Origin of the sequence: Psychroflexus planctonicus (assembly GCF_014640195.1) — a bacterium.
Taxonomy (GTDB): Bacteria; Bacteroidota; Bacteroidia; order Flavobacteriales; family Flavobacteriaceae; genus Psychroflexus; species Psychroflexus planctonicus.
The window spans coordinates 253,309-271,085 of sequence record NZ_BMGM01000003.1; the positions used below are offsets into that span (position 1 = coordinate 253,309).

A 17,777-nucleotide genomic window follows, 5' to 3' on the forward strand; every position below is an offset into this window, starting at 1 on the left:
TTTGATAATGTAATATTTTAAGACAAATTTAAAAATTTAAGTCAAGCATCACACCTAAACATTAACAATATTTTTAATAATTTACGGCAATATTATTTAACTGTTTTCGGATATTTCTCATCACCTTAGACTCAACATAATAAAATTTTGTTGCTGAACAACTTAAAGTTAGCCATTTAATGAATTACTAATGAACATAAATTAAGATTTGATTAACTTCAGATATATTAAATTAGTTAAATTTATGTGAATTAAAAATAAGGATATGCAAATTATAAAATTAAGATTTTTGTAATATGATAACACTACGACGTGTTCTAATCCTTATATCAAAAGCTTTATTAAACTTAGAAGTATTAAAAGCAGGAACGCATTATATTTCAATTCACTTAAGACACTGACTAATTATGATATAAAAAAAGCAAAATCAACTTATATCAATTTTGCTTTTTAGTTTCATTTATTACACGTTTTCTCCCTTCATCATTTTATTCCAGTAAAGATAAGGCAACCCGTATTTTTTAAGCATCCACAAGCGCCAGTGTTCTTTAGCAGAATTAAAGACCAACATTTGTTTAAGTTTAGGGTCGGGAGTAAAATTGCCTTCATAATCAAACTCTGCTAGAGCCATTTTTCCGTAGCCAGTAACTAATGGGCAAGACGAATATCCTTTGTAACTTTTATTGTTGGCAGGTTTATTATTCATCATAAACATTACATTTTCTACTACTACAGGCACTTGTTTTCTAATTGCTGCTCCAGTTTTTGCAGTTGGTAAAGCAGCCACATCGCCTAATCCGAAAATATTAGGATACGTATTATGCTGTAGCGAGTTAATGTTTACATCTAACCAACCATCTTCATTAACTAAATTAGAATCTGACACAAACTTGGGTGGAGCTTGTGGTGGAGCCAAATGAAGCATATCAAAAGGAACTTCAATATTGGTGATACCAGAAATTTTCTCTCCAATTTCTTTACTCTCATTGGTTACACATTGGTTTTCATCGTCTCCAACATATTGAAAGGTGATTATCTTTTTATCAGCATCAACTTTTTTAGGAGCATAAAAAGGTTTGAAGTGTATTCCGTAACGCTCTACTACTCGCGTTAAGGTATCTCTAATAGGCTTAACTCCAAATAAAACGGAACCTGGAGTAGCAAAAACAACACGAGCATCAATTTTATTTTTCTTAAAATAATCTGCAGCTAAATATGCAATTTTCTGTGGAGCTCCGCCGCATTTTATAGGTGTTGTAGGCTGTGTAAAAATAGCATTTCCATCTTTAAAGTTTTGAAGCACTTCCCAAGTATGTTTCGGATCGGTATAATTACTACAAACTACCCCTTTTCCTAGCGCATCTTTTAAACCTTCAATTTTTTCTGGAGCCATTACTAATCCCGGTGCTACTATTAAATATTCATAAGAAATTTCTCCACTTTTTTGAGTTACAAGTATGTTTTCATCAGCTTTAAAAGCAGTTGCATAATCTTGTATCCAATCAGCACCATTAGGAATTAATTCTTTTATTGGTTTACCGGTATCTTTAAAATTGTAAGTTCCCGCCCCGACAAGCGTCCAAGCAGGTTGATAGTAATGAGTATCTTTTGGATCAATTATTCCTATACTTAACTTCTGATTTTTTTTCAATAATTGTGCAGCCGTCATTATTCCTGCTGTTCCTGCTCCAATTATGAGTACTTGATAATTTGGTTTCATCTCTATAAATTTATAAATTGACCAAATATAGAAGTTGAAATGATTGAAATTTGTAACTTTAGTTACATAAAATGTTAAAGCTTAGAGATTTTGTAATTTATTGATGTTTAAATTACGAAAGCCAAAAGAAAGAAATGCTATTAATGAATATTTTATTTTTAAGTATTCATAATAAAATTAGTTGCCATTTGAATATGTAAATCTGTTGTTGATAATACAGGTAGCTCCGTTTGAACATCTTTCAACAAAATGGGAAGTTCGGTACATCCTAAAATTACAGCATCTACTCCCCTATTTTTAAATGCTATAATTTGCTTCACATAAAAATCTTTGGCTTCCTGTGTAAATTTACCTTGAGTTAATTCTTTAGAAACAAAGTAATGTGATTGTTGTACTTCCTTTTCATCTGGTATACAAACTTGTAAATCATGCTTTTCGGCTATTCTATCTTTTAAAAAAGCCTTAGTCATAGTAGGTTTGTTTCCTAATAGGCCCAGTTTTTTATATCCCATTTTTTTGGCTTCTTCTGCTGTTGCATCAGCAATATGTAAAATTGGTACATTTATTTTTGGCTGAACAAAATCAGCTGCCATGTGCGGTGTATTAGCACAAATCAAAATTGCTTCTGCTCCTGCTTTAATGAGTTTTTGAGATACTTCTAAATATTTTTGTTGTATATCGTTTAGAACTTGCTTTCGCATAATATCGATATTGATAGAATACAACAAAAGCTCTGGATTAGAAGCGCTGCCAATTTCTTTACTTACTTGGGTGTTGATTTCTCTATAATATTCAATTGTAGAATGCCAAGAAGTACCACCTATAAGTCCTAAAGTCTTCATACTACTATTTTTGTTCAAGTTACTTTTTTTTAATTGATTGCAAAATGAGTTTAATCAGGAAAGTTGGTTTTCATTGCACCACACAAATTATAGCTTTAGATAGTTTTTTTGCTGTTTTTTAAATATATATAATTATGACCCGTTGTGCATTTTGATAACATTCTGTCAAATCGAATGAATTTAACGTTTAAAATAGTGATCCCGAAGTATCGGGAGTATCAAGAATAAGAATTTTTGGATATGAATTGGTTCTCAAAACGATTTTTTTATCAAAAAATCAATACCAATGACATTTTTATTTAATTTGTCTATTTTCTGATATTATCAAAAAGGTTTACTGGTTTTACTATTAATGAATAAGTTTGATTGAAATTTTTTCCCTACAAGGGAAATGCCGAAAGGCAAAGGGTGTTTTAGTATGTTAGTTTATACCCATTTCTTAGCCTTTCATCAATGGAAGGGAAGAAGATGATACATAGTTTAGATTAAAAAATTTTCTAAGGCTTAATCCTGTCTGAGTGAAAAGGCAGACCTGAATGCTACAAGTAAGCTGACATTGTGCTATCTATTTTAACTCAAAATACAAAACTGGTAATTATATTTTTAAATCTACATCCAAGTAATAAATTAAAGCATTCTAACCCAACCAAACTTTAAAGTCTTTAACGCGTTCCCTACTCACTATTAATAATTCATCAAAAGCAGTGAACAATTCAACTTTTAAACGCGAATTAGAATAACTGATAATTTGCTTAATTGCGGAATGCTTCACAATAAACTTTCTGCTGATTCTGAAAAATTCCTTGGGGTTTAAATAAGCTTCTAACTGATCTAAGGAATAATCTACAACATAGGATCTACCTTCTGCATGTAACACATATGAAGCTTTGTTACTACTGTAAAAAAGAGCGATTTCATCTGTTGTAATGCTTTTTAAATTGCGACCTACTACAACAGAAAAACGTTCTTTATACGCTCTGGAATTAACTTGATTATTCAAGAAATCCTGCAACTTATTCAAATCTATTTTATTACTTAATTTTTGCTGTCTGAATTTTCTTATGGCAAAACTCAATTCTTCTTTGTCAATGGGTTTCAATAAGTAGTCAATACTGTTTAATTTAAAAGCTCGCAAGGCGTATTCATCATAAGCAGTGGTAAAAATAATTGGACAAGAAATAGCTACTTCTTCAAAAATTTCAAAAGACAAACCGTCGCTTAATTGAATGTCTAAAAAAATTAAATCTGGAGCAGGATTGTGCTGAAACCAACTAACCGCAGATTTTACATCATGAAGTTGAGTTTTACAATCCAAAGAATTATCAACTAGCAATCTAGCTAGCCTTCTCGCGGCTGGCTTTTCATCTTCAACAATTACACAGCTTAATTTTTCCATAACTTAATTGCTTAATAAAGGTAAATGTACTTGAAAAGTACTTCCTTTTTGCTCCACTTTTACTTTTCGATTAGTAAACAATTGGTAACGACTTTCAATATTTTTTAAACCAACACCTTTTCGCTTAGAAAGCTGCTTTTTGGGCTGATAAGAATTTTCTACTACCAACATTTCATCTGCAATATAAATTCGTAAATGAAGAATTTGTGTAGCACTAATTTTATTATGCTTTACGGCGTTTTCTAAAACCAATTGCAACGAAAGCGGCACCAAGTAATATGCTGTATTTGTTGCTGTTTTAAAGTCAACAGAAATACTGTCTTCAAAACGCATTTTTAATAGGTTTACATAGGTTTCGGCAAAATTGATTTCTTCCACTAAAGCAATTTTTTCTTTTTCTTTTTGATCCAAGACATAACGGTATATTTTTGAAAGTCCTGTTGTAAAATCTTGAGCTTTTTCAGGAGATTCTTCAATTAAAGATGTCAATACATTTAAACTATTGAATAAAAAATGTGGATCCAATTGGTCTTTTAAAGCCTTCAATCTTGCAGATTTTTCTGAAGAAATAACTTGTTGCTCCCTGATTTTAGATTCTTGCAAAGCTTTGTAAAAATAAAATAAATGAAAAATAAGTGTGATTAAAAATGCAATGAGCATAGAAAAAATATAATTCTGAATGTGCTCAATCCTTAAAAAATTTGCAAAGCTATAGCCTTCTATTACCACAATATGAAAAACCCTTGCTAAAAAAAAAGAAAGTGTAGATATCACTACAGAACCAATAACACCCATAAATATCATTTGTTTTGGATGTTTCTCCCAAGAATTTTTTGTGTTTAAAAAGTAAAAATAGATAATATTAGCTACACCAATAATTACTGCATAACTGTAGTTAATTAGAATCTGCTTCCACTGCCATAAAAATTCTTGATCAAATCCCATGGCCATGAAATTGATAAAGTGAATTAATAACGCGATACCAACCGTAATAATTAAGTAAATAATTAATTTTCGTTTCATAATTTTTAATTTGAAGGCAAAATGCTTCGAATAGACTAAAATAGAAAATCATTTGTACTGACTTGTTGTATTTTAAGGATGAGTTGTGCTATTTCTAAAAATCAACCTTAATTAAGAATATTACCATCATTAAAAAACAAATTTTGGAATAAACTTTATTCCCTAAATGCTACTTGACTACATAATTTTAAATTTGTTGTGTAGTATGCATCAAGTTATTATATTTCAACTTTTATTAGGAACCTTAACATTGAAAAAAATGTCTGAAGAAGCAAACAAAGATTTACGTCAAGAAGAAACAAATCGAAAGGAAGAAAAATCTGCCAAATCCCCTGAACCCAAAAAGGATTTAGCAGAAAAGAATGTAGAAGAAACTTCTGAAAATCAAAAAGATAAAACAGATTCTGCAGTTGATAAAAATGTGGAAGATGCAACAGAAAAAGAAGTTGTTTCTGATGAAAACAAAGTTGTAGACCAAGCTGAAAATAAAGAAGTTCAAGTTGAAGAAAATCAAGAAGAAGCTGAAACATCTGTTGAAACTGAGCAAGTAAATGAAAGAAGTGAAGCTTCTGAAAAAAAGGAAGAAGATAAAAAAGTAGAAGACGAACTTGATGAAGCCAACGCAGAAGATGCAGAAGACGAAGATGTATCGCAACGCCACGGCATTGAGATGAAAGATTACGAAAGCATGTCTTTAGACGAATTGGTTATTGAATTAGAAAGCCTACTAAGCAAAGAGAAAATTCAAGCCATTCGCGACCATGTTACCAATATAAAAATTGAATTTGATAAAAAATTCAATGAAATAGTAGAAGAAAAGAAAGAAGCTTTTATTGAAGAAGGCGGAAATATAATAGACTTTCAGTACGCATCTCCTGTCAAAAAGAAATTCAACTCCATTTATTTCGACTATCGAGAAAAGAGAGATAATTACTACAGCCAATTAAAAAAGAACCTCAACCAAAATTTAAACGAACGCCTTTCTATTATAGAAGAATTAAAAAACATGATTGGCTCTGGCGAGAGCATGAATTCTACTTTTAAACAGTTCAAAGATTTACAAGAACGTTGGAAAAATGCAGGTTCTGTACCTAAATCTGATTACAAGCAGGTTTGGCAAAATTACCATTTTCATGTAGAGCGTTTTTATGACTTTTTGCATCTGGACCGAGAGTTCAGAGACATGGATTTTAAACACAATTTAGATCAAAAATTAAAACTGATTTCCCGTGCAGAAGAGCTTGCCAATGAAGACGATATGAATCGTGCTTTTAGAGAGTTGCAGTTGCTTCATAAAATGTGGAAAGAAGAATTAGGTCCTGTAGCTAGAGAATATCGCGAAGACATTTGGGAAAAATTCAGCAAAGCAACACAAGTTATTCATGATAAAAGACAAGCTTATTTTGATGAATTAGACAAAGAGCGTGAAAAAAACTTAGCTGTAAAAAATGATGTAATTGAAGAAATTAGAAAAATTGCAGATCAAGAAGTAACTTCACATCAAGATGCGCAAACTAAAATGAAGCACATTGAAAAGCTTCGTGAAATATTCTTTAAAGCTGGGAAAGTACCACGCAAAGATATGGACGATGTTTGGGATGCGTTTAAGAAAAACACAAGAAGCTTCAATAGAAAGAAAAATGCGTTTTACAAAAATTTAAAACGCGAACAATTTGAGAATCTTGAGAAAAAGCAAGAATTAATTAAAATTGCTGAAGAAAACAAAGACAGTGAAGATTTTGATACGGTTACGCCGCTGATGAAAAAAATCCAGGATCAGTGGAAAGAAATTGGTCACGTACCCAGAAAGGATAGCGACAAAATTTGGAAGAAATTTAAGAAAGCTTGCAACCATTACTTCGACCGTTTACATGCACAGAAAAATGAAGACTTAGACGAAGAATTTAAAGCCTTTGTAGCTAAAAAAGACTTGATCAACAAACTGAAGTCTACCAAATTAAAAGACGATAAAGAAGCTGATTTAAAAACTTTAAAGGAGTTTATAAAAACCTGGAGCGAAATTGGTTCTGTCCCCCAAAACAAGCGGTATATTGAAGGTAAATTCAATAGAGCTTTAGATCAACTTTTTAAGAAAATTGGTGTTGAACGACAAAAAGCAGAATTGCTTAAATACGAAACACGCTTACAAGATTTAGATGAAGGCTCTGACAGAGATGTAAATCGGGAAGTCTTTTTCTTACGCAAGAAGATTGATGAAACCAAAGAAAACATCAATCAGTTTGAAAATAATTTACAGTTTTTTAGCTCCAAAGATGAGTCTAATCCGTTAGTAAAAGAAGTAATGGATAAAATTGAACGTTATAGAGAAGAGCTGGAAATGTGGAAAACCAAGTTGAAAAAAATTAATGAATTATAAGCTATGGCAAATGTAAATTTGCAAACTTCTAAATGTCCGCTTTGTGAAAACGAAGCGGACTATTTTTTGACATTTGAAACCAAACTAGGTAACCGAAATTACTATGCTTGCTCAAATTGCGCTTCAATTCATTTAGATAAAAAAGAATTATTAGCTTTTCAAGAAGAAGAACGTCGTTATGCTATGCACAACAATGATGTGGAAGATGAACGCTACCAAAAATTTGTATCGCCTGTTTCTGAACAGATTATTAAAGATCAGAATACAAATGCTATTGGTCTAGATTACGGATGTGGCCCTGGACCAGTGATAACGCATGTACTAAAAGAAAACGGCTTTAAAAACATCAAACTCTATGATCCTTACTTTTATCCTAATGATGAATTACTAAGCCAAACCTATCAATTTATAATTTGCTGCGAAGTAGTCGAACATTTTAGCAACCCAAAAAAGGAATTCGAAAGAATTAAAAAACTACTTGACCCAAATGGGAAATTCTACGGAAAAACAGAATTGCTTTACGAAGCCTTAGACGCAGAAGATTTTAGAAAATGGTGGTACAAAAACGATCCTACACATTGTTTTTTCTATAGTGCAAAAACACTGCATTACATAGCTGAAACATTTGAGTTTAAACAATTAGAAATCCAAGATAAGTTTTTTGTGCTGACTAATTAAGTCTCATTATTTATGTTTTGTTGAGTAAACTCAATCACTATGTGCTTAAAGTCCATAGGTTTGATTGCAAACTGAAAGTCTGTTTTGCCACCAATACACTAATGGATAAAGTACAAACCACATTTATTCGTGTATTCGTGGCGCTTAATAAGCTTTTAGAAACTAAAGCGGATGAACTAAAGTGCGAAATTTTAACTAAATTTGAGAACAATAAAATTTAGCTTTTGTTAGAACTCCTAACTATCAAAAATTTTGCAGATCGTCATCATCTACTCCTAAGATTCCTAAAACTGCTTTATAGGCTTTTGTTTGTGTAATGTCAGGAAAAATAATCGGCATTAATTCTATGTAGGCTGGCGATGCTGAAAAAGCTTCTCTAAAATGATCTAAAGCTTCTAGAGATTTCCCTAAGTGCAATTGAATAGCAGCCAAACGGTACAAAAGTTCATGATTGTTTTGAAAGAAGATTAAACCTTCAATAGCAATTTCTTCGGCTTCATCCCATAAACCTTCAGAAACCATCAAATCGGTATGCGAAGTGTAAAAAGAAAGATCAAATTGGCGAATATCATTGATTTTCCCGTGTGCTGTAGAAACTTCTTTTTTTAATCCCAATTTGGAACAAATTAAGGCGTATTTTTTCCAATACAATTCATTTTCTTCATCGATGTGCAAGGCTTTATTGATGTAATGTAAGGCTTTTTCAAAGTTGTTTTGTTCAATGAAAAATTCGGTTAAAGCCAACCAGCTTCTATCCATTAACGGATCTTCATGAACCGCTTTCTTAAAGGAACGCAATGCATTATTAGTGTCTCCCATTTTTTGGTAACACTTGCCCATTCTGTAGTAAGCAAAAGCAGTTGGATCATCAATTTGAAGTGTAACTTGGTACAATTCTACCGCTTCAGGAAAACGTTTCATTTTTTCTAAAATCTTGGCTTTCTCTAAATAAGCACCTACAAAATATTCATCTGAAATAATGGCATATTCAAAACAGTCTAAAGCTTCAACTAATTCGTTTTCTTCAGCATATAACAAACCCAATTGATGCCATGCAATCTGGCAATACGGGTTTTCGTCTATAAATTTATTCAAAAAAACTTTTGCTTCTTCGCGTTGATCTAAAAATTCAAAACAATACACAATGTTGTATAAAGTAGCGTAATCATCAAAATCTTCACTTAAACTTTTAATGAAGTTCTCTTTTGCTTCTTCGTATAATTCCAGCATTAAATATTCCATTCCAATTAAATGGTAAATATCTTCAGCATCATCGGTTAATGCGGCTGCTTGTTTTAAATTTGATATGGAAGCTAGGTGATTGTCTTGTTTGGAATACACATTGGCAATGAGAACAAAAACTTCATCGTTTGTGGGTTCCAATTCTTTCAATTCATTCAGCAATTCTAAAGATTCATCATGTTTTTCTTCAAACATGAGTAAATCTGCTTTCAACAATAAAAGAGTTGGGGTATTGGGATGCTGTTCCAATCCAATTTTCATGGCCTTTTTAGCCAATCCAATTTTACCCATATCTAAATAGTAAGATATGATATTTTCAAAGTCTTGGGTATCAAAAAATAGGACTTCGTTGGTCTTGAGCATGTGCTCAAACTTTTGAATAGGAAATTCAAATTCTTCGTGGTTACCAAAATTCATATGTGCAATTTAGGTTTCATTAGCTAATGTACTAGCAAAATGAATACTTTTTTAAGTTTATGAAAACAGTTTTCAACAATTTAATTAACAATTGAACTCTGTTTTGCTGTTTTTATTTCAATTAAGCATTCCAAAATAATGGAACAACCTAACTTTATTTCTTCTTCGGTAATGGTTAATGGTGGCGAAATTCGAACTGCTCGCTTTTCAAACAATAACCAAAACAAAATCAATTCTTTTTCTTTAGCCATCAAAACCAATTGATTAGCTATTTCTGCATCTTCAAAAATAAGGGCTAACATCAATCCTTTGCCACGAATTTCTTTGATGAGTTCATGCTGTAAAAGTCGTCTAAAAAGCTGCTCTTTTTTTGGAATTAGATCAATAATGTTTGACGTGGTTAATTCTTTCAGTGTAGCTAAAGCTGCCGCCGCAATAACTGGATTTCCACCAAATGTGGTTATATGTCCTAATTTGGGTTTATCGCTAAGTAAATCCATCATTTCAGTTGAAGCTATAAAAGCACCTACAGGCAAACCTGATGCCATTCCTTTTCCTATCACTAAAATATCTGGAACAATATTGTAATGTTCAAAACCAAAGAGTTTACCCGTTCTGCCAAATCCAGGCTGAATTTCATCTAAAATAAGCAAAGCGTCCACTTCTTCACAGCGTTGTTTTACTTTTTGCAAGTAATTATTTGTTGGTTCAATAAACCCAGCACCACCTTGAATGGTTTCTAACACAACAGCTGCCGTTTTGTTGGTTATTTGCTGCAAACAAGAAGTTTGGTTAAATTCAAGATGAGTAATATCTCCAACTAAAGGTTTAAACACTTCGGTGCGTTCTTGGTTGTCCATCAAACTTAAAGCACCATAAGAATTGCCATGATAGGCATTTTTAGCAGCGATTATTTGACTTCTGCCAGTTGCTCTTCGCGCTAATTTCATCGCTCCGTCTATGGCTTCAGTTCCACTGTTAACCAAGTAGGTTTTCTGTAAATTTTTAGGTAAATGATGTGCCAATAATTTGGTAAATTCTACCGCAGGTTGCTGAATGTATTCGCCATAAACCATAACGTGCCAATACTTATCTATTTGCTCTTTTACTGCGTTAACCACTTTTGGGTTTCGGTGTCCTAATCCGCAAGCAGAAACTCCGGCCACAAAATCCAAGTGTTTTTTGCCGTCTGTAGTGTATACAAAACTTCCTTCTGCAAAATCTACTTCCATGGCTAATGGATGTGGTGTAGTCTGCGCTTGATATGTGAAAAAATCTGCTTTCATCAGCTTTACTCTTTTTTGTTTTCGATTTTTTCTAACTGTGGTTTCTCTTTAGGTTTATCTTTAGTTTGTGGTTTAATGGAATTTTTTTCATTTTTATTAGCTGATTCATCTTCCTGTTTCCCTTTTATATTCTTTTGCTGAAAGGTAGAATTAGAATTATTTATTGGATTTTCTGAAGAATTTGTATCATCAAAAAAGGCATCTTCAATTTCTTGTGCTTTTAATCCTTGAATAGGGACTAATTCAAATGCCTTCCTATCTTTAAATAAATCAGCTTTACTCCTAATCATTTCATCTCCGCGCCAATTAAAATTCTTTAATTTTCTTGCGTTAGGTGGAAACTCTTCTTCAGGCATCAAATCGCTTTCTACTGCATTGTAGTAATACACATCCTCAATATCATTGTCCTTCATTAGCAATTTAATGGTAGCAGACAAAGCTTTATCAATTCCCACTAAAGTGCCATCATCTTCCCGAACGTAATAAATGGTTTCTGTATTTTTAATAAAGTTGACTTCTTCAATATCGTTTTCATCGTTAAACAAAGCATACATTTCCTTTCCTTTCACTTGATTGTAACCTTCAATGCTATCTTTCATAACCATAAAAGCATCATAAAATACTTTCAATGAATCTATTTTTTCGGTTTCTTGATTAGAAATTAAATGAATAGTGTCGCCTGTTATTTGGCTTTCTTCCGCCCAAAGAATTGGATTGGTAATCATTTTTGTTAAACCAGAAGCTTCTCCACTCCAAATGGAATCTGCTTTTCCACTCAGGTCTGTTTTGTAAATTCTAGCATCTTTAAAAGCACGAATAATCCTGTTTTTCTCTGGTCCTGTAATCATTAAAACATCGCTAGCGATGTGTACTGAATCTTTGTCCTGCTTGGTGGAAGCAATTGGATTTTTGGTGATAAACAAAGAATCCAAATCTTTGTACACTTCTGCATAATGGCCTTTTACAACCGATTGATTCAATGTATCGGTCACCACGATATTGTTGGTTGCCGAAGCAAAATTATCTGCTCTTCTAAAGTAAATACTATCGCCAACCACATTTCTACTGTCGTAATCAATTTTAGCATTTTTGGTAAAATATCCTTCGTCTAGCGTTGTATTGTAAAAACCACGTTCGCAATATACTTTGCTGGTTTCACCAATAATTGTAGATGGTCCATACAAATAGGCATGACCCGATTCTGGATAAAAATCAAGAATTTCAGTATTCATTTTATATTCAGGATTGGTAACCACAACATCATCTCTAAAAGCGTATTTGTCACGCTCCATAAAATACCTGCCTACAATACTATTAATGGTACTTGAAGAATCTTTTACCATGCCACCGCTTCGGTAAAAACTTTCTTGTTTTATCCTGTTAAAAAATAAGGAATCGGTTGTTAAGACGTTACTCGGTGAAGTCAAAACTACATCTTCACTTGCAAATGCAAATTGCGTCATTCCGTCGTATTCTGCATATTTACTAGTAAGATTTATGGTATCGCCTTGATTCATTTTTACATTTCCAAAGGCTCTAAAAAAGTTTTGTTCTTCGTAAAAAATAGCTTGGTCGCACCAAACTTTAATGCCTTCGTGAATAAAATAGACTTGTTTCTCTACTCCTGTAAATATAAAAGCACCTGGATAGTTTTCTTGATCCATTCGGGTTCGGTCACTATCGTATTTTATTTTTTGTTGGGCTGAAATAAATAACGGAAAAGCAAAGCATGCTACACAAAACCAATATCGAAGATTCAACCTAAAACTGAATAAATTTATCAAGCGTAAATTTTTGACAAAAATAAGCAATCTTTTCTAGATACTAGCCTGCTTCAATTTTGTTTAAACCTAAATCAAAATTTGTCAAAATGTCAATTTGTCACATTAGTTGTAGTGGTATTCAATTTGATTTACACTAGGAAATTCAAAATATAAATTATGGCAACTGGAAATATTAATGTATCTGTTGAAAACATCTTTCCGCTGATTAAGAAATTCTTATACAGCGATCACGAAATCTTTTTAAGAGAACTCATCTCGAATGCTACTGATGCAACGCTTAAGCTAAAACACTTGGCACGAATTGGTGAAGCTAAAATAGAAATTGGCAAACCCACTATTGAAGTGAAAATCAATAAAGAAAATAAAACGCTTCATATTATAGACCAAGGAATTGGTATGACAAAAGATGAAGTAGAAAAATACATTAATCAAGTGGCTTTCTCAGGAGCAGAAGAATTTTTAGAAAAATACAAAGATTCTGAAGCAAAAGACAGCGGAATAATCGGTCATTTTGGACTTGGTTTTTATTCTGCTTTTATGGTAGCCAATAAAGTTGAAATTTTTACTAAATCTTGGAAAGACGAACCTGCTGCACATTGGACGTGCGAAGGAACAACCGAATTTACATTAGAAGACCACGACCGAGCTGAGCGCGGAACGGAAATCGTGCTTCATATCAATGACGATGAAAAAGAGTTTTTAGAAGATAGCCGCATCACAGAATTGTTGAACAAGTACAACAAGTTCATGCCAATTCCAATTAAGTTTGGAACCAAAGAAAAAGAGCTTCCACTTCCTGAAGATGCTAAAGAAGACGAAAAGCCTAAAAAAGTAACGGTAGATAACATCATCAACAACCCAAATCCGGCTTGGACAAAACAGCCAGCTGATTTAGAAGAAGATGACTACAACAACTTTTACCGCGAATTGTATCCGATGCAATTTGAAGAACCTTTATTCCACATTCATTTAAATGTAGATTATCCATTTAACTTGACTGGAATTCTGTACTTCCCAAAATTAACTCAAGATTTAGCGGTACAAAAAGACAAGATACAATTATATCAAAATCAGGTGTTTGTAACCGATAATGTAGAAGGAATTGTTCCTGAATTCTTAACCATGTTGCGTGGTGTAATCGATTCGCCAGACATTCCGTTGAATGTTTCACGTTCGTATTTGCAAGCTGATGGTGCGGTAAAGAAAATTTCGAACTACATTACCAAAAAGGTAGCAGACAAATTGAAATCTTTGTTCAATAACAACAGAGCCGATTTTGAGAAAAAATGGAATGACATCAAAGTAGTGATTGAATACGGAATGCTAACCGATGATAAGTTTTTCGAAAAAGCAGAAAAATTTGTCTTGTATCCAACGGTTGATGAAACCTATTTTACTTACGAAGAGTTAGAAGCCAAAATAAAAGACAACCAAACTGACAAAGACGATAAGTTAGTGGTTCTGTATGCTTCAAATAAGGAAGAACAACACAGCTATATTGAAGCAGCCAAAGACAAAGGTTATGAAGTATTACTTTTAGATTCGCCAATTGTTTCGCATTTAATTCAAAAAATTGAAGCCAACAAAGAGCAAAAAGTCAGTTTTGTACGTGTAGATTCAGAACATGTTGACAAGTTAATCGACAAAGGTGAAGAAGCTACTTCAAAGCTAAATGATGAAGAAAAAGAGAAGTTAAAAACAGCTTTTGAAACTCATATAACGAAAGAAAAATACACTGTACAATTAGAAGCCATGGATTCTAAAGCGGCACCGATAACCATCACCGAACCTGAATTTATGCGTAGAATGAAAGAAATGCAACAGTCTGGCGGTGGCGGTATGTTTGGCATGGGCAATATGCCAGAAATGTACAATTTAGTAGTGAACACAAATCACGAATTAATGGCGGACATCCTTCAAAAAGAAGAAGGAGAACAAGCTGCTTTAATCAACCAAAGTTTAGATTTAGCTTTGCTGTCTAAGAACTTACTTCGTGGGGAAGCACTGACCAAATTTGTAAAGCGCAGCTACGAGATGATTAAGTAAACTTGCTTTAAATAACTATTTAAAAAGGAGTTTGAATTTTGTTCAAGCTCCTTTTTTTATTTCATTTCACATTTGCGCATACAATTTAAAATTACAATATTTGACTTTCAATTCCACACTATGAAATTTAGCAGTAAAATCTTCGCTTTAATACTATTAGCCAATATTGTTTTAGCTTGCAACAACTCCAATTCTTCAAAAGAAAAAAGTACCGAGCAAAAAGAAACCACAAAGTCTAAAACAACAGAACAAGTATTTTTAAGCAGTGTTGAAGACATTCATAAAAAAGAAAAATTTTTCAGTGAAGATATTGTGAGTTACCAAATTACTTACCAATTTGGTAATTTAAAAGATGAATTAAAAGTAAGAGCAGCAACTGATTTGAGCCTGATAGAAATAACATCAAAAAACTTTGGGAAATCATATTACAACGGAAAAAATATTCTCATCGATGCCATGGCGAACATGGGTGATCGAGAAGCCAAAAGAAACTTTCAGTTAGTGTTTTTTTATCATGCTTTTTTTCATTTAGACGAAAATGAATATGTACTTTCCCCAATTCAAGAAACTACTTTTTTTGATGGTAATTTCAAACAAATTCATACTAAAAATGAAGCTTTTCATACCGCTTTTTTTCCAAATGAAGTAAGCTTTCTAGTAGAAGGAAGAACCAATATGATGAAAGGGCTTCAAATGAAGACTTCACTTTTAGGAAATAATAGAACTGCTCAAAATATTCATTTGCATTACGACCGATTTATAACGGTTAACCATATTCCTGTTTCCTTAAATTGGAAGTTTTATCCAGAAAATAATTTTGAAGAAAAAGCTATTTTAGGCGAAGCACAAATCACAAAAATTAAATATTATTCAGCAGAACAGCTTCAACTTTCTATTCCTGAGAACACCAAAAAAATTAAAAATTCACCTATTCTGTAAATGCTTAAAGAATTGTACTTGGTAAGCAGGCGGATATCCTTATCTTTGCACAAATTTTGAAAATACATGATTAAAATTACGCTCCCGGACGGCAGTATAAAATCTTTTGAAGCTGGAACCACACCAATGGATGTGGCTAAAAGCATTAGCGAAGGTTTAGCTAGAAATGTGATTTCGGCAAAATTTAATGATCAAATTGTTGAAACTTCTACTCCACTTCAAGAAGACGGAAAATTGGTTTTATTAACCTTTAACGATGATGAAGGTAAAAAAACATTTTGGCACAGTACGGCTCACTTAATGGCGCAAGCTATTTTAAAAATGTATCCAGGTGTAAAATTAACCATCGGCCCAGCTATTGAAAATGGATTTTACTACGATATCGACTTTATGGAACATAAAATCAGCGATGCTGACTTTCCTAAAATCGAAAAAAAAATGCTGGAATTGGCTCGTGGAAAACATGAATTTCAATTACGCGAAGTTAGCAAAGCAGATGCTTTAGCCTATTATCAAGAAAAAGAAAACCCGTATAAAGTAGAGTTAATTGAAAATCTAGCAGATGGTGAAATTACTTTCTGCGATCATGATGATTTTACCGATTTATGTCGTGGTGGTCACTTACCCAACACTGGTTTTATTAAAGCCGTGAAACTAATGAGCGTAGCAGGCGCTTATTGGCGTGGAGACGAAAACAATACACAACTTACAAGAGTTTATGGAATTTCCTTTCCAAAACAAAAACAACTCAAAGAATATTTAGCACTTTTAGAAGAAGCCAAAAAAAGAGACCACAGAAAGTTAGGAAAGGAGTTGAAATTATTCACTTTTTCGCAACAAGTTGGTCAAGGTTTGCCACTTTGGTTGCCGAAAGGTGCTGCTTTACGCGAACGTTTAGAAAGCTTTTTGAAAAAAGCCCAAGCCGAAGCAGAATACGACCAAGTAGTTACACCGCATATTGGTAACAAAGATTTATATGTGTGTTCTGGTCATTATGAAAAATACGGAGAAGATAGTTTTCAACCCATCAACACACCAGCTGAAGGCGAAGAGTTTTTGCTAAAACCCATGAATTGTCCGCACCATTGTGAAATATACAAGTCTCAATCCTGGAGTTACAAAGATTTACCTGTTCGTTATGCTGAATTTGGCACCGTTTACCGGTACGAACAAAGTGGAGAATTACATGGCTTAACGCGCGTTCGTGGATTTACACAAGATGATGCACACATTTTTTGTACTCCCGATCAATTGGATTTGGAATTCAAAAAAGTAATTGATTTAGTCTTGTACGTGTTCAGTTCTTTAGGATTTGAAGACTTTACTGCACAGGTTTCTTTACGCGACCCTGAAAACAAAACCAAATACATCGGAAGTGATGAAAATTGGAAAAAAGCCGAAGATGCAATTTTAAATGCAGCCAAAGAAAAAGGTTTAAACTACGTGGTTGAAACTGGAGAAGCAGCTTTTTACGGACCTAAGTTAGACTTTATGGTTAAGGATGCTTTAGGAAGAAGCTGGCAGTTAGGCACCATTCAAGTAGATTATAATTTACCAGAACGTTTTGAATTGGAATACAAAGGAAGCGATAACGAAATGCACAGACCTGTCATGATACATCGCGCTCCTTTTGGTAGCATGGAACGTTTTGTAGCCATTTTATTGGAGCATACCGGTGGTAATTTTCCACTTTGGTTAACACCCGAACAAGCTACTATACTCTCGATCAGTGAGAAGTATGAAAAATATTCTAAAAAAGTTTTAAGTTTACTTAAAAATCACGAAATTCGCGCCATATTTGATAATCGTAGTGAAACTACTGGAAAGAAAATCCGTGAAGCGGAAATGAATAAAGTTCCATATATGATTATCATTGGTGAGAAAGAAGAAGAGAACAACAGCATTAGCATCCGAAAACACGGAGGTGAAGATTTAGGAAGCATGTCTGTTGAAGAATTTGTAAATAGAATTAACAATGAAGTAAATGCTTCATTGTCAAAATTTAGAGTTTAACCCTAAAAAATAAT

Annotated in this window: 12 protein-coding genes; 5 read left to right on the plus strand and 7 right to left on the minus strand. The window is 33.0% G+C overall.

The genetic code is table 11. The features are described 5' to 3' along the window. Positions 1-463: 463 nt before the first annotated feature. The 4 genes from IEV72_RS04655 to IEV72_RS04670 all read right to left on the minus strand — a co-directional run bounded on the left by IEV72_RS04655 (position 464) and on the right by IEV72_RS04670 (position 4,981). A complete protein-coding gene (locus tag IEV72_RS04655) occupies positions 464-1,720 on the minus strand; it encodes an NAD(P)/FAD-dependent oxidoreductase (RefSeq protein ID WP_188457930.1) in 1,257 nt (418 codons plus the stop codon). A 158-nt stretch (positions 1,721-1,878) separates the two neighbouring features. Next, the gene (locus tag IEV72_RS04660) at positions 1,879-2,562 is read right to left on the minus strand and encodes an aspartate/glutamate racemase family protein (RefSeq protein WP_188457931.1); all 684 of its coding nucleotides are present in this window, start codon (positions 2,560-2,562) and stop codon (positions 1,879-1,881) included. A gap of 637 nt (positions 2,563-3,199) precedes the next feature. Beyond that, positions 3,200-3,958 carry a LytR/AlgR family response regulator transcription factor gene (locus tag IEV72_RS04665; protein WP_188457932.1) on the minus strand — a complete coding sequence of 253 codons (759 nt, stop codon included), beginning with the start codon at positions 3,956-3,958 and terminating at the stop codon, positions 3,200-3,202. 3 nt (positions 3,959-3,961) lie between these two features. Continuing rightward, complete coding sequence (locus IEV72_RS04670) at positions 3,962-4,981, minus strand: sensor histidine kinase (protein ID WP_188457933.1); 1,020 nt, start codon at positions 4,979-4,981, stop codon at positions 3,962-3,964. 259 nt (positions 4,982-5,240) lie between these two features. On the opposite strand from IEV72_RS04670, the gene IEV72_RS04675 reads away from it, so the two are divergent. Both IEV72_RS04675 and IEV72_RS04680 read left to right on the plus strand, forming a co-directional pair. Continuing rightward, positions 5,241-7,358: a DUF349 domain-containing protein gene (locus tag IEV72_RS04675; protein WP_188457984.1), complete on the plus strand. Its 2,118-nt coding sequence runs from the start codon at positions 5,241-5,243 to the stop codon at positions 7,356-7,358. Positions 7,359-7,361: 3 nt separating this feature from the next. Further along, a complete protein-coding gene (locus IEV72_RS04680; RefSeq protein ID WP_188457934.1) occupies positions 7,362-8,036 on the plus strand; it encodes a class I SAM-dependent methyltransferase in 675 nt (224 codons plus the stop codon). 243 nt (positions 8,037-8,279) lie between these two features. Here the strand turns inward: IEV72_RS04680 and IEV72_RS04685 are convergent, their stop codons facing one another. The 3 genes from IEV72_RS04685 to IEV72_RS04695 all read right to left on the minus strand — a co-directional run bounded on the left by IEV72_RS04685 (position 8,280) and on the right by IEV72_RS04695 (position 12,765). Continuing rightward, positions 8,280-9,695 carry a tetratricopeptide repeat protein gene (locus IEV72_RS04685; protein ID WP_188457935.1) on the minus strand — a complete coding sequence of 472 codons (1,416 nt, stop codon included), beginning with the start codon at positions 9,693-9,695 and terminating at the stop codon, positions 8,280-8,282. A gap of 80 nt (positions 9,696-9,775) precedes the next feature. Then, positions 9,776-10,981: an aspartate aminotransferase family protein gene (locus tag IEV72_RS04690; protein WP_188457936.1), complete on the minus strand. Its 1,206-nt coding sequence runs from the start codon at positions 10,979-10,981 to the stop codon at positions 9,776-9,778. A gap of 5 nt (positions 10,982-10,986) precedes the next feature. After that, positions 10,987-12,765 carry an OstA-like protein gene (locus IEV72_RS04695; protein ID WP_229731805.1) on the minus strand — a complete coding sequence of 593 codons (1,779 nt, stop codon included), beginning with the start codon at positions 12,763-12,765 and terminating at the stop codon, positions 10,987-10,989. A gap of 156 nt (positions 12,766-12,921) precedes the next feature. On the opposite strand from IEV72_RS04695, the gene htpG reads away from it, so the two are divergent. The 3 genes from htpG (at position 12,922) to thrS (ending at position 17,763) form a co-directional block, all read left to right on the plus strand. Continuing rightward, positions 12,922-14,811 carry a molecular chaperone HtpG gene (htpG, locus tag IEV72_RS04700; RefSeq protein ID WP_188457937.1) on the plus strand — a complete coding sequence of 630 codons (1,890 nt, stop codon included), beginning with the start codon at positions 12,922-12,924 and terminating at the stop codon, positions 14,809-14,811. A gap of 120 nt (positions 14,812-14,931) precedes the next feature. After that, entirely contained in the window at positions 14,932-15,750 is an 819-nt protein-coding gene (locus IEV72_RS04705) for a hypothetical protein (protein WP_188457938.1), read from the plus strand. A 66-nt stretch (positions 15,751-15,816) separates the two neighbouring features. Next, the gene (gene thrS / locus IEV72_RS04710; RefSeq protein WP_188457939.1) at positions 15,817-17,763 is read left to right on the plus strand and encodes a threonine--tRNA ligase; all 1,947 of its coding nucleotides are present in this window, start codon (positions 15,817-15,819) and stop codon (positions 17,761-17,763) included. Positions 17,764-17,777 lie beyond the last annotated feature (14 nt).